Origin of the sequence: Pseudomonas sp. R11F (genome assembly GCF_050312575.1) — a bacterium.
Taxonomy (GTDB): Bacteria; Pseudomonadota; Gammaproteobacteria; order Pseudomonadales; family Pseudomonadaceae; genus Aquipseudomonas; species Aquipseudomonas palleroniana.
Window position 1 is genome coordinate 1 of record NZ_JBNPJU010000045.1, and the last position, 20564, is coordinate 20564.

The 20564-nt window shown below is 61.8% G+C and carries 14 protein-coding genes; 10 read left to right on the forward strand and 4 right to left on the reverse strand.

Features of this window, described 5'->3' with window-relative positions:
• Window positions 1-159 precede the first annotated feature (159 nt).
• The 6 genes from recC to ACQRBV_RS12210 all read left to right on the forward strand — a co-directional run bounded on the left by recC (window position 160) and on the right by ACQRBV_RS12210 (window position 11812).
• Entirely contained in the window at window positions 160-3612 is a 3453-nt protein-coding gene (recC, locus tag ACQRBV_RS12185) for an exodeoxyribonuclease V subunit gamma (protein ID WP_411985865.1), read from the forward strand.
• Complete coding sequence (recB, locus tag ACQRBV_RS12190; protein ID WP_411985866.1) at window positions 3609-7283, forward strand: exodeoxyribonuclease V subunit beta; 3675 nt, start codon at window positions 3609-3611, stop codon at window positions 7281-7283. Before recC ends, recB begins: the two co-directional genes overlap by 4 nt.
• Window positions 7280-9340 (forward strand): exodeoxyribonuclease V subunit alpha, encoded by a 2061-nt coding sequence (recD, locus tag ACQRBV_RS12195; protein ID WP_411985864.1) that lies wholly within the window; start codon window positions 7280-7282, stop codon window positions 9338-9340. Before recB ends, recD begins: the two co-directional genes overlap by 4 nt.
• A 150-nt stretch (window positions 9341-9490) precedes the next feature.
• Window positions 9491-10057 (forward strand): YfiR family protein, encoded by a 567-nt coding sequence (locus ACQRBV_RS12200; protein ID WP_060754426.1) that lies wholly within the window; start codon window positions 9491-9493, stop codon window positions 10055-10057.
• Window positions 10054-11316, forward strand: coding sequence for a diguanylate cyclase domain-containing protein (locus ACQRBV_RS12205; protein WP_060754425.1), 1263 nt, complete (start codon window positions 10054-10056; stop codon window positions 11314-11316). Before ACQRBV_RS12200 ends, ACQRBV_RS12205 begins: the two co-directional genes overlap by 4 nt.
• A 4-nt stretch (window positions 11317-11320) precedes the next feature.
• Window positions 11321-11812, forward strand: coding sequence for an OmpA family protein (locus tag ACQRBV_RS12210; protein ID WP_161550030.1), 492 nt, complete (start codon window positions 11321-11323; stop codon window positions 11810-11812).
• Window positions 11813-11945: 133 nt separating this feature from the next.
• On the opposite strand, the gene ACQRBV_RS12215 is transcribed toward ACQRBV_RS12210, so the two are convergent.
• Window positions 11946-12893, reverse strand: a complete 948-nt coding sequence (locus ACQRBV_RS12215; RefSeq protein ID WP_104994826.1) for a LysR family transcriptional regulator — start codon at window positions 12891-12893, stop codon at window positions 11946-11948.
• Window positions 12894-13025: 132 nt separating this feature from the next.
• Here ACQRBV_RS12215 and ACQRBV_RS12220 point away from each other — a divergent pair, with 132 nt between their 5' ends.
• Together ACQRBV_RS12220 and mmsB are read left to right on the forward strand one after the other, a co-directional pair.
• A complete protein-coding gene (locus ACQRBV_RS12220) occupies window positions 13026-14543 on the forward strand; it encodes a CoA-acylating methylmalonate-semialdehyde dehydrogenase (RefSeq protein WP_104994825.1) in 1518 nt (505 codons plus the stop codon).
• 15 nt (window positions 14544-14558) lie between these two features.
• A complete protein-coding gene (gene mmsB / locus ACQRBV_RS12225) occupies window positions 14559-15446 on the forward strand; it encodes a 3-hydroxyisobutyrate dehydrogenase (protein ID WP_060754421.1) in 888 nt (295 codons plus the stop codon).
• A gap of 47 nt (window positions 15447-15493) precedes the next feature.
• Here the strand turns inward: mmsB and ACQRBV_RS12230 are convergent, their stop codons facing one another.
• Complete coding sequence (locus ACQRBV_RS12230; protein WP_060754420.1) at window positions 15494-15838, reverse strand: cupin domain-containing protein; 345 nt, start codon at window positions 15836-15838, stop codon at window positions 15494-15496.
• A gap of 239 nt (window positions 15839-16077) precedes the next feature.
• On the opposite strand from ACQRBV_RS12230, the gene kynB reads away from it, so the two are divergent.
• On the forward strand, window positions 16078-16728 hold the full coding sequence (kynB, locus tag ACQRBV_RS12235; RefSeq protein ID WP_244385087.1) for an arylformamidase: 651 nt from the start codon (window positions 16078-16080) through the stop codon (window positions 16726-16728).
• The gene (gene kynA / locus ACQRBV_RS12240) at window positions 16725-17582 is read left to right on the forward strand and encodes a tryptophan 2,3-dioxygenase (protein WP_060754418.1); all 858 of its coding nucleotides are present in this window, start codon (window positions 16725-16727) and stop codon (window positions 17580-17582) included. The genes kynB and kynA overlap by 4 nt, the downstream gene beginning before the upstream one ends.
• A gap of 377 nt (window positions 17583-17959) precedes the next feature.
• On the opposite strand, the gene ACQRBV_RS12245 is transcribed toward kynA, so the two are convergent.
• Together ACQRBV_RS12245 and antC are read right to left on the reverse strand one after the other, a co-directional pair.
• Window positions 17960-19363: an amino acid permease gene (locus ACQRBV_RS12245; protein ID WP_060754417.1), complete on the reverse strand. Its 1404-nt coding sequence runs from the start codon at window positions 19361-19363 to the stop codon at window positions 17960-17962.
• A 70-nt stretch (window positions 19364-19433) separates the two neighbouring features.
• Window positions 19434-20441, reverse strand: coding sequence for an anthranilate 1,2-dioxygenase electron transfer component AntC (gene antC, locus ACQRBV_RS12250; RefSeq protein WP_161550033.1), 1008 nt, complete (start codon window positions 20439-20441; stop codon window positions 19434-19436).
• Window positions 20442-20564: the final 123 nt, after the last annotated feature.

Here is a 20564-nt window from a genome sequence, read left to right on the forward strand (position 1 = left end):
ATGTGAGAGTAGGTCATCGTCAAGATTAAATTCCGAAACCCCATTTGCGAAAGCAGATGGGGTTTTGTTTTGGGCGACCGAAAATGCGTAGGGGCTCATCGAGATGGTCTTCAATGCTAAAGTCCACGCCTCGATTTTGCTTTTCCCAAGGAAGCCGTTATGCCGCAAGCGACGTCCCTCAGCGCTGGATTCATGGTGGTTCACGGCAACCGCCTGGATGAACTGCGCAGCCTGGTGGTCAGTTGGATGCGGCGCTACCCTCTGGCGCCTCTGGAAAACGAGATCGCCTTGGTACAAAGCAACGGCATCGCCCAGTGGCTCAAGCTAGCCCTGGCTGAAGATCCGGAAGATGACGACATGGGCGGCTGCGGAATCGCCGCCGCAATCGATGTGCAGCTCCCCGGCAGCTTTATGTGGCAGCTTTACCGAATGGTCCTGGGCCGTGACGAAATCCCGTCTAAATCCCTGCTCGATAAAGCCCCACTGACCTGGCGTCTCATGCGCCTACTCCCGGAACTCATCGATCAGCCGCATTTCGAGCCGCTACAGCGCTTCCTTACCCACGACACGGATTTGCGCAAGCGCTACCAACTCGCCGAACGCCTGGCCGACCTGTTCGACCAATACCAGGTTTACCGCGCCGATTGGCTGGAAGACTGGGCAGCCGGCCGGCATCAACTGCGTAACGGACGAGGCGAATCCAAGCCGCTCAACCCCGCCAATTGCTGGCAAGCCGAATTGTGGCGAGCGTTGTTGCTGGATGTGGGGGAAGAAGGCATGGCCGAGAGTCGTGCAGGCGTCCACCAACGTTTCATCGAGCGCATCAATACACTGGAGACGGCCCCTGAAGGTCTACCGTCGCGGGTGATCGTGTTCGGCATTTCATCGCTGCCCGCCCAAGCGCTGGAAGCACTCGCCGGTCTGGCACGCTTCAGCCAGGTGCTGCTGTGCGTTCACAACCCATGCCGTCACCATTGGTCCGACATCGTCGCTGACAAAGACTTGCTGCGTAACGAATATAAACGCCAGGCACGTAAAACCGGGATGCCGGTCACCCTCGACCCGCAAACCCTGCATCAGCACGCACACCCGCTACTTGCCGCCTGGGGCAAACAAGGCCGTGACTACATCAGCCTACTGGACAGCTACGACGACCCCAACAGCTACCGCGCCGCATTCCGTGACGGCCGCATCGATCTGTTCAGTGAAAGTGAACCCCGCACGTTGCTCAATCAATTGCAGGACGACATTCTCGAACTGCGCCCGCTCAATGAAACACGCGAGCTATGGCCGGCTGTTGATCTGGAGCGCGATACTTCAATCCGCTTCCATATCGCCCACAGCGCCCAGCGCGAAGTGGAGATCCTCCACGACCAGTTGCTGCAACGCTTCAGTGCCGACCCCACGTTGCGCCCCCGAGACATCATCGTCATGGTCCCCGACGTTGACAGCTATGCGCCGCACATTCGCGCCGTATTCGGACAGCTTGAGCGAAATGACCCGCGTTTTATCCCCTTCACCCTCACCGACCAGGGCCAACGCGGTCGCGATCCGCTATTGATTGCCGTCGAGCATCTGCTGAAACTCCCCGACAGCCGCTTCCCCGTCAGTGAAATCCTCGACTTGCTCGATGTCCCCGCCTTGCGCGAACGTTTCGCCATCAAGGAACGCGACCTGCCGACGCTGCACCGCTGGATCGAAGGCGCAGGCGTGCGCTGGGGGCTCAACGCCGAACAGCGTGCCGGCCTGGGGCTGCCGAATGAGTTGGAGCAAAACAGCTGGCGATTTGGCTTGCGCCGCATGCTTCTGGGCTACGCGGTCGGCACCGGTGGAGCCTACGAAGGTATCGAACCCTATGATGAAATCGGTGGCCTCGACGCGGCCCTGATTGGCCCGCTGGTGGCCTTGCTTGACGCGCTGAGTGATGCACATCACGCACTCTCGCAACCTGCGACCCCCCAAGAATGGGGTGAGCGCCTGCAACGTCTGATGCAACGCTTCTTCCTGGCCAGCAGCGAACACGATGACTACCTGTTGGGCCAACTCGAACAACTCAGGGAGACCTGGCTGGAGACCTGCGGGTCTGTTGGCCTATACGACGAGTTACCCCTCACTGTCGTCCGTGAAGCCTGGTTGGCCGGCCTTGACCAGGGGCGTCTGTCCCAGCGCTTCCTCGCCGGCGCTGTCAATTTCTGCACGCTGATGCCCATGCGGGCGATCCCGTTCAAGCTGGTCTGCCTGCTCGGCATGAACGACGGCGATTACCCACGTGCCCAACCGCCGCTGGACTTCGACCTGATGGGCAGCGACTACCGCCCCGGTGACCGCTCACGTCGCGAAGACGACCGTTACCTGCTGCTCGAAGCGCTGCTGTCGGCCCGCGACCAGCTCTATATCAGTTGGGTGGGCCGCAGCATCCGTGACAACAGCGATCGCCCGGCCTCGGTACTGATCGGCCAACTGCGTGACCATCTCGCCAGTGGCTGGCAGAACGCACAATCGCAAACCCCGCTGATCGACGCGATGACCCAGGAACACCCGCTCCAACCCTTCAGCGCGCGTTACTTTCACGCGGGCGATCCGCTCTTCAGCTACGCCCGCGAATGGCAGTTGCTGCACGAAACGCCTGACGCCATGGCGCAAACATACGAATTGGCCGATCACCAACAAGAAGAACCCCTGAGCCTCGGCCAGTTGCAGGACTTCCTGCGTAACCCGGTCAAACATTTCTTCAGCCAGCGTCTGAAAGTATTCTTTGAGGCCGCCGAAGTGCCCTTGGCCGATGAAGAACCCTTCGTCCTCGACGCACTGCAACGCTACAGCCTCAGCGACAGCCTGCTGAACGCCGCGCTGGTCAGACCCGATCACGTGGACCACGCGCTCAATGCCCAAGCCCTGCGTCTGCAAGGCAGTGGCCTGTTGCCCATGGTCGGTTTTGGCGAGTGTCTGCGCAACGAGTTGATCGAGCCCTTACCCGGCCTGTTGCAACGCTACCAGCAACTGCTGGCACTCTGGCCCACCCCACACACAGGGGCAGAACCGGTCAGTTTTGAGCATCAGGGCATTCGGTTGGAAGGCTGGATCAGCGGTCTGCATCGGCGCAACGATGGTGGCCTGTTAAGTGTCACCACCATCCCCAACAGCATCGGTTCGATCAAGGCGCGCAAGTGGCACCGCCTGATTCGCCCGTGGGTCAATCATGTGGTGGCCTGTGCGTGCGGTCTGTCACTCAGTACCGCTCTGGTGGCGAGCGATGACACGTTGCTACTGGCCCCGCTGGAACCATCGGCGGCCCAGGAAATCCTCTGCAACCTGCTGTTGGCCTGGCACACTGGCATGCGCAAACCGCTTCCGGTAGCCGTAAAAACCGCGTTCGCCTGGCTCGGCCAGACCGATCCCGCCAAGGCCCAGGCGGCTGCAAGCAAAGCCTACGAAGGCGATGGTTTGACCCACGACGGCGAACGCCGCGAAACCCCGGCGCTCACCCGACAATTTCCCGATTACGCAACGCTTATCGCCAGCGAAGAATTCGAAGGTTGGTGCGAAACCCTGTACCGCCCACTGATCAACGCCCCATGGCGATCGCTCACCAGTTCGCAGGCCAGCACATGAGCAGCAAACCCTTGGCCCTGGCCTTCCCGCTCAAAGGCAGCCAGCTGATTGAAGCCAGCGCCGGCACCGGCAAGACCTTTACCATTTCCGCCCTGTACCTGCGCCTGGTCCTCGGTCACGGTGACGCAGAGTCAGGCTTCGGCCGTGAACTGTTGCCGCCGCAAATCCTTGTCGTAACGTTCACCGACGCCGCGACCAAAGAACTGCGCGAGCGCATCCGCATCCGCCTGGCCGAAGCCGCACGCTTCTTTCGTGATGAAATCCAGCCACCGGATACGCTGATCGCCGACCTGCGCGATCAATACCTCCCCGAGCAATGGCCCGCCTGTGCCAACCGCCTGGACATCGCCGCGCAATGGATGGATGAAGCCGCTGTCTCGACCATCCACAGCTGGTGCCAGCGCATGCTGCGTGAGCACGCTTTCGACAGCGGCAGCCTGTTCACCCAGACCCTGGAAACCGACCACAGCGATCTGCTCGGCGAAGTGCTGCGCGACTACTGGCGGTTGTTCTGCTACCCGATGCGCGACGACGCGCTCAACTGGGTGCGCAATCATTGGGGTGGCCCGGCCGCATTGATGCCACGGGTTCGCGCGCTGTTCGGCAGCGAGCGGCCGACGGACGAAACCCGCGAGCCGGCCGAGTTGATCAACGCCTGCCTGCAAGAACGCCGCGAAGCGCTGATCCAACTCAAGGCGCCCTGGCAACAATGGGCCGCCGAGCTGCGCGATATCTGCCTGCAAGCCGTGGCCGCCAAAACCGTCGATGGCCGCAAGATGCAAGCCCGCTACTTCGAACCCTGGTTTGAAAAAATCAGTGCCTGGGCCGCCGACGAAACCCTTGAGCAACTCGACATCGGCACCGGTTTTACACGCCTGACGCCCGACGGAATGGCCGAAGCCTGGAAGGGCGAGCCACCGCGCCACCCGGGCATCGACGCGATGGCCGGTCTCAAGGTGGCCCTCGACGCGCTGCCCACCCCCGACGCCGCCGTGTTGCAACACGCCGCCGGCTGGGTAGGTAAACGCTTCGAAGATGAAAAACGCCGCCGCGCCGAAATGGGCTTCGATGACATGCTGATCCGTCTGAACGCCGCCCTGCACGCCGAGGGGGGCGAGCGCTTGGCCAGCGTGATCCGCGAGCAGTTCCCGGTCGCCCTGATCGATGAGTTCCAGGACACCGACCCGGTGCAATACAGTATTTTCGACAGGATCTACCGCATCGAGGACAACCACCTCGACAGCGGCCTGTTCCTGATCGGCGACCCCAAGCAGGCGATCTACGCGTTCCGTGGCGCCGATATCTACACCTATCTGCGTGCCCGTCAGGCCACCACTGGCCGTCACCACACCCTGGGCACCAACTTCCGTTCCAGCCATGCAATGGTTGAGGCGGTGAATCATGTGTTCCAACGGGCGGAAACCGGGCGTGGCGCGTTCCTGTTCCGTAAGCCGAATGGCGACAACCCCGTGCCGTTCCACTCAGTGCTGTCCCAAGGCCGCAAGGAGCAATTGCAGGTCGATGGGCAAATACTGCCGGCCATGAACCTCTGGCACCTGCCCACCGATCAACCGATTTCCAACGCGGTGTATCGTCAAGAACTGGCGGCCGCCTGTGCCACGCACATTGTTGGATTGCTCAATGGCGGGCAACAAGGCAGTGCAGGCTTCCTGCAACCCGACGGCAGCTTCAAAAGCGTGCTCCCGTCAGACATCGCCATCCTGGTACGCGATGGCAAGGAAGCCCAGGCCGTGCGCGCCGAATTGGCCGCCCGTGGCGTGCGCAGCGTATACCTGTCGGATAAAGACTCAGTCTTCGCCGCCCAGGAAGCCCATGACCTGCTCGCCTGGCTCAAGGCATGTGCCGAACCTGACGTCGAGCGCCCGCTGCGGGCTGCGCTGGCCTGCGTCACCTTGAACCTGTCGCTGCATGAACTTGAACGTCTGAACCAGGACGAACTGGCGTGGGAGACCCGCGTCATGCAGTTCCGCGCCTACCGGGCGATCTGGCGCACCCAGGGCGTGCTGCCGATGTTGCGACGCCTGCTCCATGATTTCAAACTGCCGCAAACCCTGATCGCCCGTAGCGATGGCGAGCGTGTGCTGACCAACCTGCTGCACCTGAGTGAATTGCTGCAACAGGCCGCCTCGGAGCTGGACGGTGAGCAGGCGTTGATCCGCCATCTGGCCGAACACCTGGCGCTATCCGGCCAGGCGGGTGAAGAACAGATCCTGCGCCTGGAAAGCGATGAGCAACTGGTCAAGGTCGTGACCATCCACAAATCCAAAGGCCTGGAATACGACTTGGTATTCCTGCCCTTTATCTGTTCGGCCAAGCCGGTGGATGGCAGCCGCCTACCGCTGCATTATCACGATGAAAAGGGTAAAGCCCAGGTCAGTCTGCGGCCGACCGCCGAATTGATCGCCCAGGCCGACGATGAGCGTCTGGCCGAAGACCTGCGCTTGCTCTACGTCGCCCTGACCCGTGCCAAGCACGCTTGCTGGCTCGGTATCGCCGACCTCAAGCGCGGTAACAACAGCAGCTCGGTCTTGCACCTGTCCGCGCTGGGTTACCTGCTCGGAGCGGGCGCCTCCCTGGGTGAGTCTGCTGCGTTAGCGCGCTGGCTATTGGATTTACAGGCGGGCTGCGCCGCTATCGACTATGGCCACGTGCCCGAAGCGCAAGATAGCGTGTTCTACCCACCACGCAATGAAGCCACGTTGCTCGCGCCTCTGCTGCCGAAGCGCAAGGCTGCCGAAAACTGGTGGATCGCTTCCTACAGCGCTTTAAGAATCGGCGACAGCATGAGCGCCGCAAGCCTTGAAGCACCGGAAAGCCCGCAAGCCCAGAAACTGTTCGACGATGAACGCCTCGACCCCGACGCACCACGTGAAGTGGTAGCGTCTGGCGGTGACATTCATCGTTTCCCTCGCGGCCCGAATCCTGGGACCTTCCTCCACGGCCTGTTGGAATGGGCGGGAGAGGAGGGCTTCAACGTAACCCCCGAAGCCATTGAAAAAGCCGTGGGTGCGCGCTGTAACCGACGCAACTGGGAGGGCTGGATCGTGACGCTCAGCGGCTGGCTGGGCCAGTTACTGCGCACGCCGTTTGCGCTGGATAACGCGCTGGTCACGCTCAACAGCCTGCAGCACTACCAGATCGAAATGGAATTCTGGTTCGCCAGCCACAAGGTCGACGTGCTCGCCCTCGATAAGTGGGTGTGCCAGTTCACCCACAACGGTGCCTCCCGCGTGGCGGCCGAAGCGGTGTTGCTCAATGGCATGTTCAAAGGTTTTATCGACCTGACTTTCGAGCACGCCGGGCGCTATTACGTGGCCGATTACAAATCCAATTGGCTTGGCCCCGACGACTCGTCCTACACCTTGGAAGCCATGGAACAGTCGATCCTGGAGCATCGGTACGACCTGCAATACGTACTTTACCTGCTGGCCCTGCACCGCCAGTTGAAGGCCCGACTACCGGATTACGACTATGACCGGCACGTCGGCGGTGCGCTGTATGTGTTCCTGCGTGGCACCCAGTCTGCAAGCAAAGGCGCGTATTTCACCCGACCGCCACGGGCGCTGATCGAAGGCCTGGACCTGTTGTTCCAGGGCAAGCCCATCCCGCCCAAGGTTGAACCCGCCTGGGAACAAGGAGTTCTGCTATGAGCCTGTCGCCCCAGCCGCTTGAGGCATTGAAACCGCTCGAACGCGCCACCGACCTGGTGCAACTCCTCGATCGTTGGGTAGAGCGTGGCTGGTTGCGAGCCCTGGACAAAGCGTTTGTCGGTTTCCTGCACGAACTCGACCCACAGGCCGACCCTCTGGTACTGCTGGCGGCAGCGTTGACCAGCCATCAACTGGGCCACGGGCACGTATGCCTCGACCTGTTCGAAACCCTCAAGGCGCCGGACTTTGCCCTGTCATTACCGCCCGAAGGCGACGTGCAAACCGGCGCCATGCTGCTGCCGTCGCAATTGCTGGATGGCCTTGACGGCGCGCACTGGTGCCATGCACTGGCCGCCAGCCAGTTGGTGGCGTTGGCGGTGGATGGCAGTGAGGCTGCCCACAGTCGCCCGCTGGTCCTGTCCGGCACTCGCTTGTACCTGCGGCGCTACTGGACCTACGAACGGCGCATCGACATGGCCTTGCGCCTGCGCCTGGCAACTCAGGAAAGCCACGCTGCCGATTTGCCGCAACGCCTGGATCGGTTGTTTGACCAACCCCCCCCGGATGGCGTGATCGACTGGCAAAAACTCGCCTGCGCCCTGGCCACTCGCGGGGCTTTCAGCATCGTCACCGGCGGCCCCGGCACCGGCAAGACCACCACCGTGGTGCGCTTGCTCGCGCTGTTGCAGGCCCCGGCCGTCGAGACCGGCAACCCACTGCGTATCCGCCTGGCAGCGCCGACCGGTAAAGCGGCTGCGCGCCTGACCGAATCCATCAGCCAACAGGTCCTGTCGCTGAATGTGCCGGACAACGTGCGGGAAAAAATCCCGACCCAGGTCACCACCGTTCACCGCCTGCTGGGCAGTCGTCCGGGCACGCGGCACTTTCGTCACCACCTTGGCAACCCGCTGCCCCTGGATGTGCTGGTGGTCGACGAAGCCTCGATGATCGACCTGGAAATGATGGCCAACCTGCTGGATGCCTTGGCACCGCATGCGCGATTGGTCTTGCTGGGAGACAAGGATCAGCTGGCTTCGGTGGAGGCGGGTGCGGTGCTCGGCGATTTGTGCCGTGACGCTGAAGCGGGCTGGTACAGCGCCGAAACCCGTGAATGGTTGCAAGCCGTCAGCGGCGAGGACCTGGGTAAAAGTGGCCTGCAGGAAGACGTCGACGGCAGCCATCCGTTGGCCCAGCAAGTGGTTATGCTGCGCTACTCGCGCAGGTTTGGTGAAGGTAGCGGCATCGGCCAGATGGCACGTTGGGTCAACCAGCAGAATGCTGAGGAGGCGCGCAAATTGCTGGCTGCACGCACTCACGCTGACCTGTTTTGCCTGCGCCTCAAGGGCGAGCACGACCACGCCTTGGAGCGCCTGGTACTGGACGGGCAGGGCGATGAAGCCCAAGGCTATCGCTATTACCTCAACCTGTTGCGCAGTGCCCGCCCGGCCCTGGACACCCCCCGCGAAGCCCCCGCCTGGACCCACTGGGCGCAACAACTGCTGCAAGCTTTCGACGCCTTTCAACTGCTCTGCGCCGTGCGCAAAGGCCCCTGGGGCGTGGAGGGCCTGAACCTGCGCATCACCGCCGCACTGCGCAAAGTGCGGCTGATCGAGGGCGACGACCAGTGGTATGAAGGCCGTCCGGTGCTGATGACCCGCAACGATTACGGCCTTGGCTTGATGAACGGCGATATCGGCATCGCCCTCAAACTGCCGGAAAGCGACGGCGGCCCGCAGGTATTGCGCGTGGCCTTCCCACGTAACGATGGCCAGGGCGGTGTGCGCTTTGTACTGCCCAGCCGTCTGAATGATGTGGAAACCGTGTACGCCATGACCGTGCATAAATCCCAGGGCTCGGAGTTCACCCATACCGCGTTGATCCTGCCGGATACGCTGAACCCGGTGCTGACCAAGGAGTTGATCTACACCGGCATCACCCGGGCCAAGCGTTGGTTCAGCCTGATCGAGCCGCGTGGTGGTGTGTTCGAGGAAGCGGTGCGACGGAAGGTCAAGCGCTTGAGCGGGCTGATGCTGGAGCTGGACGCAGGGACTGAATAAACTGACTGTCTGGTCATGAAATATTTCTGATTCAATCGTAGGGCTTTTCTGAAAAAATAGCGCACCCCGCGTAAGCCTTGCCTCGTAGGGTTTTCCGCCACTGTGCTATCGTTGCGGCATCACCTTGAAAATACCTGAGAGAATCGCTGCATGAACGTGGCTGTCCGGTCCACAGCGCGTAGTTCGAGCTGGAGACGCCTGTTGCTGGTAGCGGTACTGTGCCTGCTCGTGCCGTCGGTCTTTGCACAGTCGCCCAGCCCCGCAGATCACCGCGCCCAGGCAGTCACTCAAGTGGTACTCGGCATCCTCAGTTACGCACGCTGGCCGACGGAGCCCGCGCAACTGCGCCTGTGCATCGTCGGCCCCACCCAATACACCGATGACCTGATCAAAGGCACCACCCAGGCCACCGGTCGTCCGGTGGTGGTGCGACGCCTGCTGGCCGATCACCCCGATATCGTCAGTGCCTGCGACGCCGTGTACATCGGCAAGCTCAGCGTCGATGAGCGCACTCGGTTGTTTACTTCATTGATCGGTCACCCGGTGCTCAGCATCAGTGAAGGCGGTGACCAATGCACCGTGGGCAGCCTGTTCTGCCTGCGTGTGGGCGATGAGCAGGTGTCGTTCGAGGTCAACCTGGACTCCGTCGCACGCAGCGGCGTGCGCATTCATCCAAGCGTATTGCAACTATCCCGGCGCCGGGCGCCAGTGCCATGACCGCTATCAAAGTGCGACCGACCCTGCGTTCGGTCATCGGCCGTGGGCACCTGATCCTGGCGTTGGTGGCAGTGACGCTGGCCAGCGTATCCCTGACTCTGCTCGGGGTGTTGGCGCTGCGGGTGTACGCCGATCACAACCTGCACCTGATCGCTCGTTCCATCAATTACACCGTGGAAGCCGCGGTGGTGTTCAACGACAGCGCCGCCGCCACCGAGGCCCTCAGCCTGATCGCCTCCACCGAAGAGGTGGCCCAGGCCGAAGTCTTCGATGCCAACGGGCAGTTGTTGGCGCAGTGGATCCGCCCGGAAACCGGAATGTTGTCGCAGGTTGAACTGGTATTGGCGCGCACCTTGCTCGAACAGCCCATCAGCCAGCCGATCCTGCACCAGGGGCGTATCGTCGGCAGCATTCACGTAGTCGGCCACGGCGGCAGCCTCCTGCGCTTTTTACTCAGCGGCCTGGCCGGCATTTTGATTTGCACCGCCCTCAGCGCCTGGGTGGCCCTGTACCTGGCGCGGCGCCTGTTACGGGGCATCACCCAACCGCTGCAAAGCCTTGCCGCCGTGGCTCACGCTGCCCGCAGCGAGCGCGATTTCGACCGCCGTGTGCCACCGGCGCAAATCGCCGAACTCGACAGCCTGGGCAGCGACTTCAACGCCCTGCTTGGCGAGATGGAAGCCTGGCAGAGCCACTTGCAAAGCGAAAACGAAACCCTCGCCCACCAGGCCAGCCATGACAGCCTCACCGGCCTGCCCAACCGCGCGTTCTTCGAAGGCCGCTTGATCCGTGCCCTGCGCAGCGCCGCCAAGGTTAATGAGCAGGTTGCGGTGTTGTTTCTCGATAGCGACCGCTTCAAAGACATCAACGACAACTTCGGTCATGCGGCGGGTGACGCCGTGCTCGTGGCCGTCGCCGAGCGCGTGCGCGCGCAATTACGGGAGGATGACCTGGTAGCGCGTCTGGGCGGCGATGAGTTCGCGATCCTGCTGGCGCCCTTGCACAAGGCCGAAGATGCCCGGCGCATTGCCGACAAGATCATTGCCAGCATGGACGTGCCGATCCCGCTGCCCGGCGATACCCAGGTAGTGACCTCCCTCAGTATCGGCATTGCCATTTATCCCGAGCATGGCGCCACCCCGGGCACCTTGCTCAATGCCGCCGATGCGGCGATGTACCAGGCCAAACGCATGTCTTCGGGCGGCCAGCAAACGGCGGAGCCGGAGCGCCCCGTCGTCAACATTCAACACAGGAGTTGATCCCTTGTTCTCGACCGCACGTTTTATGTTTATCACCTTGCTGGTGGCACTGCTTGCCCTCGGCGGCTGCCAGACAGCCCCACCCAAGGGCCTGACCCCGGCACAAGTGGCCGTGCTCAAACAACAAGGCTTTGAGCTGGCTGACGACGGCTGGACATTTGGCCTGTCGGGCAAAGTGCTGTTCGGTAGCGATATTGAAAGCCTGAATAAAGCCAGTACCGACATCGTCGAACGCATCGGCAAAGCCCTGGTGGGCGCGGGCATCAACCGCGTGCGCGTGGACGGCCACACCGATGCCTCGGGCAAGGAAGCCTACAACCAGCAACTGTCCCTGCGCCGCGCCAAAAGCGTGGGCAACGTGTTGACGAGCGTGGGCATGAAGGAAGAAAACATCCAGCTACGCGGCCTGGGCAGCAGCGAGCCGGTGGCGCCGAATACCACGGCAGCCGGGCGCACCGAGAATCGGCGGGTATCGATCGTAGTGATCGCCGACTGAGCCTCTTCGATCTGAAATGCAATCAAAGTGTGGGAGGGGGCTTGCTCCCGATAGCAGTGGATCAGCCAACTCATCGGCAACTGACCCACCGCAATCGGGAGCAAGCCCCCTCCCACATTTGAATGGCGAGCCTTTAGTCCGCGAACCTGATCTCCCGCGTCTTGCCCATCAACAACCCCTGATTCTGCTCCGTCACCTCGCGGATGTAGTCCCATAACAGGGTGATCCGCTTCAACTTGCGCAAATCCTCGCGGCAATACATCCAGAACTGGCGGGTGATGGAAATCTGCTCGCCGAGTACCGGCAATAGTCGCGGATCCTGCGCTGCCAGAAAACACGGCAAGATCGCCATCGACCGCCCCTGCTGCGCCGCCACGTACTGCGCAATCACGCTGGTACTGCGCAAGCTGGCGCTGGCGCCAGGCACCACATTCGCCAGGTACAACAGCTCCGAGCTGAACGCCAAGTCGTCCACATAACTGATAAATGGATGCTCAGCCAGGTCCGCCGGGCGTTGGATCGGCGGGTGTTGATCGAGGTATTCCTGGGTCGCGTACAGCTGCAATTTGTAGTCGCACAGTTTGCAGCACACATACGGCCCGTGCTCCGGGCGCTCCAAAGCGATGACGATGTCGGCCTCGCGTTTGGACAGGCTGATGAAGTGGGGCAGCGGCAGGATGTCCACCGAGATGGCCGGGTAGGTATCGACGAAGTGGCTCAACTGCGGGGTGACGAAAAAACTGCCGAAGCCTTCGGTGCAGCCCATGCGCACGTGGCCGGACAGCGCCACGCCGGAGCCGGAAACCTGTTCGCAGGCCATGTGCAGGGTGCTTTCGATGGACTCCGCGTAGCCCAGCAAACGCTGGCCCTCGGGGGTGAGCACAAAACCGTTGGTCCGGGATTTTTCGAACAGCAGCGTGCCGAGCGACACTTCCAGTGAACTGATGCGCCGCGATACGGTGGTGTAGTCCACCGCCAGGCGCTTGGCGGCCACGCTGGCCTTTCGGGTGCGGGCCACTTCGAGGAAAAACTTCAGGTCATCCCAGTTCAGGGAGCCTAGCGACGTGATGTTTTTTTGCATGTTGGTCCGGCTTTTATGTGCGTTCTTATTAGAGATTTGCACATCTATACTCCAAAAACAGTCCGAACGCCTCATTCTTCAAGGCGATTCAACGCCTTGGTTCTCTGCATAACTATAAGATTTGGAGACCCCATGAACGCTTCCGCCGATATTTCCGTGCAACAGGTCAAGTTGCTGATCAATGGTGAATGGGTCGAGTCCAAGACCACCCACTGGCAAGACATCGTCAACCCGGCCACCCAACAAGTGCTGGCCAAAGTCCCGTTTGCCACCGCTGATGAAGTCAACGCCGCCATCGACGCCGCGCACCGTGCCTTCCAGACCTGGAAGCTGACGCCGATCGGTGCGCGCATGCGCATCATGCTCAAGCTGCAAGCCCTGATCCGCGAACATTCCAAGCGCATCGCCGTGGTGCTCAGCGCCGAGCAGGGCAAGACCATTGCCGATGCCGAGGGCGATATTTTCCGTGGCCTGGAGGTGGTTGAACACGCGTGCTCCATCGGCACCCTGCAGATGGGAGAATTCGCTGAAAACGTCGCCGGTGGCGTCGACACCTACACCCTGCGCCAGCCTATCGGCGTCTGTGCGGGGATTACCCCCTTCAACTTCCCGGCGATGATCCCGTTGTGGATGTTCCCGATGGCGATCGCCTGCGGTAACACCTTCGTCCTCAAACCGTCCGAGCAGGACCCGCTGTCGACCCTGCTGCTGGTGGAGCTGGCGCTGGAAGCCGGTGTACCGGCCGGCGTGCTCAACGTGGTGCACGGCGGCAAGGATGTCGTGGATGCGCTGTGCACCCATAAAGACATCAAGGCCGTGTCCTTCGTCGGTTCGACCGCCGTGGGCACGCATGTGTACGACCTGGCGGGTAAACACGGCAAGCGCGTGCAGTCGATGATGGGCGCCAAGAACCACGCCGTGGTGCTGCCGGACGCCAACCGCGAACACACCCTCAATGCGCTGGTGGGGGCCGGTTTCGGCGCGGCGGGCCAGCGCTGCATGGCCACTTCGGTGGTGGTGCTGGTGGGGGCGTCCAAGCAATGGCTGCCGGATCTCAAGGCGCTGGCACAAAAGCTCAAGGTCAATGCCGGCAGCGAAGTGGGCACCGATGTGGGCCCAGTGATTTCCAAGCGGGCCAAGGCGCGCATCCTGGAACTGATTGAAAGCGGCGTCAAAGAGGGCGCCAAGCTGGAGCTGGACGGCCGCGACATCCAGGTGCCGGGCTTCGAGCAAGGCAACTTTGTCGGCCCGACCCTGTTCTCGGGCGTGACGACCGATATGCGGATCTACACCGAGGAAATCTTCGGCCCGGTACTGGTGGTGATCGAAGTCGCGACCCTTGATGAGGCCATTGCACTGGTCAACGCCAACCCGTTCGGCAACGGTACCGGCCTGTTCACCCAGAGCGGCGCGGCGGCGCGCAAGTTCCAGAGCGAAATCGATGTGGGCCAGGTCGGCATTAACATCCCGATCCCGGTGCCGGTGCCGTTCTTCAGCTTCACTGGTTCCCGTGGCTCCAAGCTCGGCGACCTGGGCCCGTACGGCAAGCAAGTGGTGCAGTTCTACACCCAGACCAAAACCGTGACGAGCCGCTGGTTCGACGACGATACGGTCAACGATGGCGTCAACACCACCATCAACCTGCGCTGATTCCGGGAGACGACCATGAAGATTGCATTTATCGGCCTGGGCAATATGGGCGCGCCCATGGCCCGCAACCTGATCAAGGCCGGCCACGCGCTGAGCCTGTTCGACCTCAACCAGAGCGTGCTCAAGGAACTGGCCGAGCTGGGCGGCACCGTCAGCGACTCGCCACGTCACGCCGCCCAAGGCGCGGAACTGGTGATTACCATGCTGCCGGCCGCTGCTCATGTGCGCAGCGTGTGGCTCAATGATGACGGCGTTTTGGCGGGTATCGGCCAAGGCGTGCCGGCGGTGGATTGCAGCACCATTGACCCACAAACCGCGCGCGATGTTGCCGCTGCGGCTGCCAGGCAAGGCGTGGTGATGGCCGACGCCCCGGTCTCCGGCGGCACCGGTGGCGCCAGTGCCGGCACCCTGACCTTTATGGTCGGCGCCACCCCGGAATTGTTCGCCACCCTGCAACCGGTGCTGGCGCAGATGGGCCGTAATATCGTGCATTGCGGCGACGTCGGCACCGGCCAGATCGCCAAGATCTGCAACAACCTGCTGCTGGGCATCAGCATGGTCGGCGTCAGCGAAGCCATGGCGCTGGGGGATGCGTTGGGCATCGACACTCAGGTGCTGGCGGGCATCATCAACAGCTCCACCGGGCGCTGCTGGAGTTCAGACACCTACAACCCCTGGCCGGGCGTGATCGAAACCGCACCGTCGTCCCGTGGTTACACCGGTGGGTTTGGTGCCGACCTGATGCTCAAGGATCTGGGCCTGGCCACCGAAGCCGCGCGCCAGGCCAAGCAACCTGTGATCCTGGGCGCCGTGGCCCAGCAGTTGTACCAATCGATGAGCCAGCGCGGGGAAGGGGGCAAGGACTTCTCGGCGATCATCAACAGCTATCGCAAGCCCGAATAGGGCGTTTTCCGGGAGCCTGCCTTTGGCGGCTCCCGGGTTTTTGCGGCTCAAGCAAACACAAAATACTTACGCACCGTCTCGACCACTTCCCACGTCCCCTTCATCCCCGGCTCCACCACAAAGATATCCCCTGCGCGCAGGTGAATCGGTTCCATGCCGTCCGGGGTGATCACGCAGTAGCCTTCCTGAAAGTGGCAGTATTCCCACTTCACATATTCCACATACCACTTGCCCGGTGTGCAGATCCAGGTGCCCATGATCTTGCTGCCGTCTTCGCTGGTGTAGGCGTTGAGGTTGACGGTGTGCGGGTCGCCTTCGAGCTTTTCCCATTTACACGCGTCCAGGACCGGCAGTGGGTGGGTGTCGCGCAGTACGGTGATGGGCTTGGACATGATTTCTCCGAGGCAAGGTAGGGAAAGCTCAACCCTACGGCCTTGGGCGCTGCACCAGTGGTCTGAACTCGACATCGGGATGCCCAGAAGCGCAGCCGTGTTTATTTGATATAACCCACCGTCAATCCGCGTTTTCCTCGCAGTAAGTGCGAAAGATTTCCCGCCTCACGCCAGAATTCGCAAGAAAATTCGCAGCAGGCCCTCGTATCATTCACCGCATAACGAGTGAGAGCCTTGCGATGAACCCAATAAAAACGTGGTGGGATATCAGCCCACCCTTGAGCACGGCGACCCCGACCTGGCCGGGTGACACGCCATTCCAGGAAGAGCGCGTGTGGCAGTTCGGCCCGGAGTGCCCGGTGAACGTCGGGCGCGTCACCCTGTCACCGCACACGGGCGCCCATGTGGACGCGCCACTGCATTACAGCGCGGACGGCGCACCCATTGGCGAGGTGTCGCTGGAGGTGTACATGGGCGCGTGCCGTGTGCTGCATTGCCTGGACAGCGGCGCGCTGGTGCAGCCGCATCAGTTGGACGGGCGTGTGGATAACTTGCCGGAGCGCGTGTTGCTGCGTACTTATGCACAGGCGCCGCTGACTGAGTGGGATTCGAACTTCACCGCCATCGCCCCGCAAACCATCGAACGACTGGCTGGGCTGGGAGTACGTCTGATCGGTATCGACACCCCGTCCCTGGACCCGCAACAATCCAAGACCATGGATGCCCATAACGCCGTGGCGCGCCATGGCATGGCGATTCTCGAAGGCATCGTGCTCGATGACGTACCGGAGGGCGACTACGAGTTGATCGCGTTGCCGCTGCGGTTTGCCAACCTCGACGCGAGCCCGGTTCGCGCCATTCTCCGCCCGCTCAAGGAGCCCACGCGATGAGCCAATGCCCTTTCTCGCCTGATTACCAACCCCCGGAAGAATGGCACAACGCCGAACTGAATTTTTCCGAGTCCATGAGTTACGGCGATTACCTGGACCTGGGCAAAGTCCTCAGCGCCCAGCATCCGCTGTCGCCGGACCACAACGAAATGCTCTTCATCATCCAGCACCAGACGTCCGAGCTGTGGATGAAGTTGATGCTCCACGAACTCAAGGCCGCCCGTGAACACGTGCGCCTGGGCCAACTGCCGCCGGCGTTCAAGATGCTGGCGCGGGTGTCGCGGATCTTTGATCAACTGGTACATGCCTGGGCGGTGCTGGCGACGATGACGCCGTCGGAGTACAAGGCGATCCGTCCGTTCCTGGGCCAGTCGTCGGGGTTCCAGTCGTTCCAGTATCGCGAGATCGAATTTATCCTCGGCAACAAAAGTGCGGCGCTGTTGCGGCCCCACGCTCATCGGCCTGAGTTGTTGAACGAGTTGAAAGTGGCGATTGCCACGCCGTCGCTGTATGACGAGGCGATCAACCTGATGGTCAAGGCCGGCCTGGCGATTGACCCGAAACGCGCCGAGCGCGACCCGACGGCGGCGACGGTTCACGATGAGTCGGTGGAAGCGGCCTGGCGTGAGGTCTACCGCGATCCGAACCGCTACTGGGACCTGTATCAGTTGGCCGAGAAGTTTATCGACCTGGAGGATTCGTTCCGCCAGTGGCGCTTTCGGCATGTGACCACGGTGGAGCGGATTATCGGTTTCCAGCCCGGCACCGGCGGTACCGAAGGCGTGGGCTATTTGCGCAAGATGCTCGACACTGTGCTGTTCCCCGAGTTGTGGCGAGTGCGCTCAACGCTATGAACCGGAGCTGATCGTCCCCACGCTCCGCGTCACGCCTCTAAAGGCGGACGCAGAGCGTCCTGGGCGGCATTCCCACGCGGAGCATGGGAACGATCATGACTGCGTCACGGCTACTTTCGCGTTTGATCGTCCCCATGCTCTGCGTGGGAACGCAGGTTGTGACGCTCCGCGTCACGTTTCTAGAGGCGGACGCAGAGCGTCCTGGGCGGCATTCCCACGCGGAGCGTGGGAATGGTCATGACTGCGCCACGGCTACTTTCGCGTTTGATCGTCCCCACGCTCTGCGTGGGAACGCAGGTTGTGACGCTCCGCGTCACGTCTCTGAAGGCGGACGCGGAGTGTCCAGGCCGGCATTCCCACGCGGAGCGTGGGAACGATCATGACTGCGTCACGGCTACTTTCGCGTTTCTGATCCGCAACCGGTAGGCAATGTAGATAATCCCCACCCACACCGGCATCGCATACACCGACTCGCTGATCCCAGGAATCGCCAGCATGACACTGATGATCATCACCATGAACGCCAGGCACAGGTAGTTGCTGAACGGGAACCAGAAGGTCTTGAACGACGGTGTCAGGCCCTGTTCACCCATAGCCTTGCGGAACTTGATGTGGGTGATGCTGATCAGCGCCCAGTTGATCATCAACGAGGCAACCACCAGCGCAAACAGCAACTCCAGGGCACTTTTCGGGGCGACGTAGTTGACCACCACACACAGCATCGTCACCAGGGCCGAAATCGCCAGGGCGCGGATCGGCACGCCTTGCTTGTTGAGCTTCATCAGCGACTTCGGCGCGTCGCCTTGCTCGGCCAGGCCGAACAGCATGCGGCTGTTGCAGTACACACCGCTGTTGTACACCGACAGCGCCGCCGTCAGCACCACGAAGTTGAGAATGTGCGCGGCCGTGTCGTTGCCGATCAGCGAGAAGATCTGCACAAACGGGCTGCCGCTATAGGCATCGCCCGAGGCACCGAGGGTTTGCAGCAGCTGGTCCCAGGGGTACAGCGACAGCAGTACGGTCAGGGCGCCGACGTAGAAAATCAGGATCCGGTACACCACCTGGTTGATGGCTTTCGGGATTACCTTGCGCGGCTCACTGGCTTCGGCGGCGGTAATACCCACCAACTCCAGGCCGCCGAACGAGAACATGATGAAGGCCATGGACATCAGCAGCCCCATGCCGCCATTCGGGAAGAAACCACCGTGGCTCCACAGATTGCTGACGCTCGCCTGCGGGCCGCCGCTGCCGCTGAACAGCAGGTAGCAGCCGAGCACGATCATGCCGACAATCGCCACCACCTTGATGATCGCAAACCAGAATTCGGCCTCACCGAAGAACTTCACGTTCAGGGTGTTGATCAGGTTCACCGCGACAAAGAACACCAGCGCACTGACCCAGGTCGGGATCTCGGGCCACCAGAACTGGATGTACTTGCCCACCGCCGTCAGTTCGGCCATGCCCACCAGGACGTAGAGCACCCAGTAGTTCCAGCCGGCCAGGAAGCCTGCGTAACCGCCCCAGTATTTATGCGCGAAGTGGCTGAAGGAACCGGCCACGGGCTCCTCGACGATCATCTCGCCGAGCTGGCGCATGATCAGGAATGCGATAAAACCGGCAATCGCGTAACCGAGGATCATCGACGGCCCCGCCGACTTGAGTACCCCGGCCGAGCCGAGGAACAACCCCGTGCCAATCGCCCCTCCCAAGGCGATCAGCTGAATATGCCGGTTCTTCAGGCCACGCTTGAGGCCCACCGGGTTAACCATGTCATCCGCCATTAACATTCCCTTCTGCTTGTTTTTCTTAGGGTAAGTGCACGCCGCATCCGCCCCTCAGAAGTACTGAGGGTCAGATATTACTCTGCGTGAACTTTTCGTAATACAGCTGAACGTCGTTAAGCGCCTGATCCGTCAGCCATTGTTGGATGGATTCGACCATTGGAGGGGGGCCGCACAGGTACATATCGGCCGATCTGTCCCGTAATTCGGCCAGGTCGAAATGTTCGGTGAGGTAGCCGCGCTTGCCAGGCCACTCGGGGGACGGGTCACTCAAGACCTCGGTGTAGCGAAAATCAGCGATTTTCGAGGCATAGCCCTGAATACGCGCCGCTTCGCACAAATCTTCGGCGCCGCGCACACCGTAATACAGATGCACCGGTTGCTCACAACCGTTGGCGGCCAGCTCATCGAGCATGCCCAGTAACGCCGACAGCCCGGTACCGCCGGCTACCAGCACCAGCGGCTGGGTGACGTGCCTGAGGTAGAACGCCCCCAAGGGCGCTTCCATCAGCAATTCATCACCGACCTGGCAGCGCTCGCGCAAGTAGTTGCTCATCACCCCGTCCGGCAGCAGGCGCACCAGGAATTGCAGCGCCTTGCCCGCACGGTTGGCGAAAGAGTAAGAACGCCAACTGTCGGTGCCGGGCACCGCCAGGCGGGCGTATTGGCCGGGCAGGAAATCCAGATGTTGATCAAGCTGCACCTGCAGGATCGCGGTGCTGGCCGACACCTGCTGCACCGCGCTGACTGTGCCGCGCACCTGCACCGGCCCCGCAGCGTTGCACAGGCTTGAGTCAAAATCGAAATAGAACGTCGCATCGGACTTCACCCGGGTCTGGCAACTGAGCATCTTGCGCTGTTGCAGGTCGAGGCTGGAAAGCGCCTCGTCGTCCACATAGTCCTGGGTGTATTCGCCGGACTCGCAACGTCCCTGGCAGGTACCACAGACGCCTTCGCGGCAATCCAGCGGGATCTTGATGCCGTTGCGCAAGGCCGCATCCAGCAGGATTTCATGGGCGCCTACGGGAAAGAACAAGGTCTTGCCGTCGGCAAAACTGAAGGCCACTTTGTGATTCATCCATTGTGCTCCACATCAGCATGCGAACTTGTAGTGAGCGGGCTTGCCCCGCGCTGGAGTGCGCAGCGCTCCTGGTTTTTTTGGGGCCGCTACGCAGCCCAGCGCGGGGCAAGCCCGCTCACT

Bases quoted from the DNA above. Each gene is read 5' to 3' on its own strand.
- recC (WP_411985865.1), top strand. From the start codon at position 160: ATGCCGCAAGCGACGTCCCTCAGCGCTGGATTCATGGTGGTTCACGGC.
- recB (WP_411985866.1), top strand. From the start codon at position 3,609: ATGAGCAGCAAACCCTTGGCCCTGGCCTTCCCGCTCAAAGGCAGCCAG.
- recD (WP_411985864.1), top strand. From the start codon at position 7,280: ATGAGCCTGTCGCCCCAGCCGCTTGAGGCATTGAAACCGCTCGAACGC.
- ACQRBV_RS12200 (WP_060754426.1), top strand. From the start codon at position 9,491: ATGAACGTGGCTGTCCGGTCCACAGCGCGTAGTTCGAGCTGGAGACGC.
- ACQRBV_RS12205 (WP_060754425.1), top strand. From the start codon at position 10,054: ATGACCGCTATCAAAGTGCGACCGACCCTGCGTTCGGTCATCGGCCGT.
- ACQRBV_RS12215 (WP_104994826.1), bottom strand. From the start codon at position 12,893: ATGCAAAAAAACATCACGTCGCTAGGCTCCCTGAACTGGGATGACCTG.
- ACQRBV_RS12220 (WP_104994825.1), top strand. From the start codon at position 13,026: ATGAACGCTTCCGCCGATATTTCCGTGCAACAGGTCAAGTTGCTGATC.
- mmsB (WP_060754421.1), top strand. From the start codon at position 14,559: ATGAAGATTGCATTTATCGGCCTGGGCAATATGGGCGCGCCCATGGCC.
- ACQRBV_RS12230 (WP_060754420.1), bottom strand. From the start codon at position 15,838: ATGTCCAAGCCCATCACCGTACTGCGCGACACCCACCCACTGCCGGTC.
- kynB (WP_244385087.1), top strand. From the start codon at position 16,078: ATGAACCCAATAAAAACGTGGTGGGATATCAGCCCACCCTTGAGCACG.
- kynA (WP_060754418.1), top strand. From the start codon at position 16,725: ATGAGCCAATGCCCTTTCTCGCCTGATTACCAACCCCCGGAAGAATGG.
- ACQRBV_RS12245 (WP_060754417.1), bottom strand. From the start codon at position 19,363: ATGGCGGATGACATGGTTAACCCGGTGGGCCTCAAGCGTGGCCTGAAG.
- antC (WP_161550033.1), bottom strand. From the start codon at position 20,441: ATGAATCACAAAGTGGCCTTCAGTTTTGCCGACGGCAAGACCTTGTTC.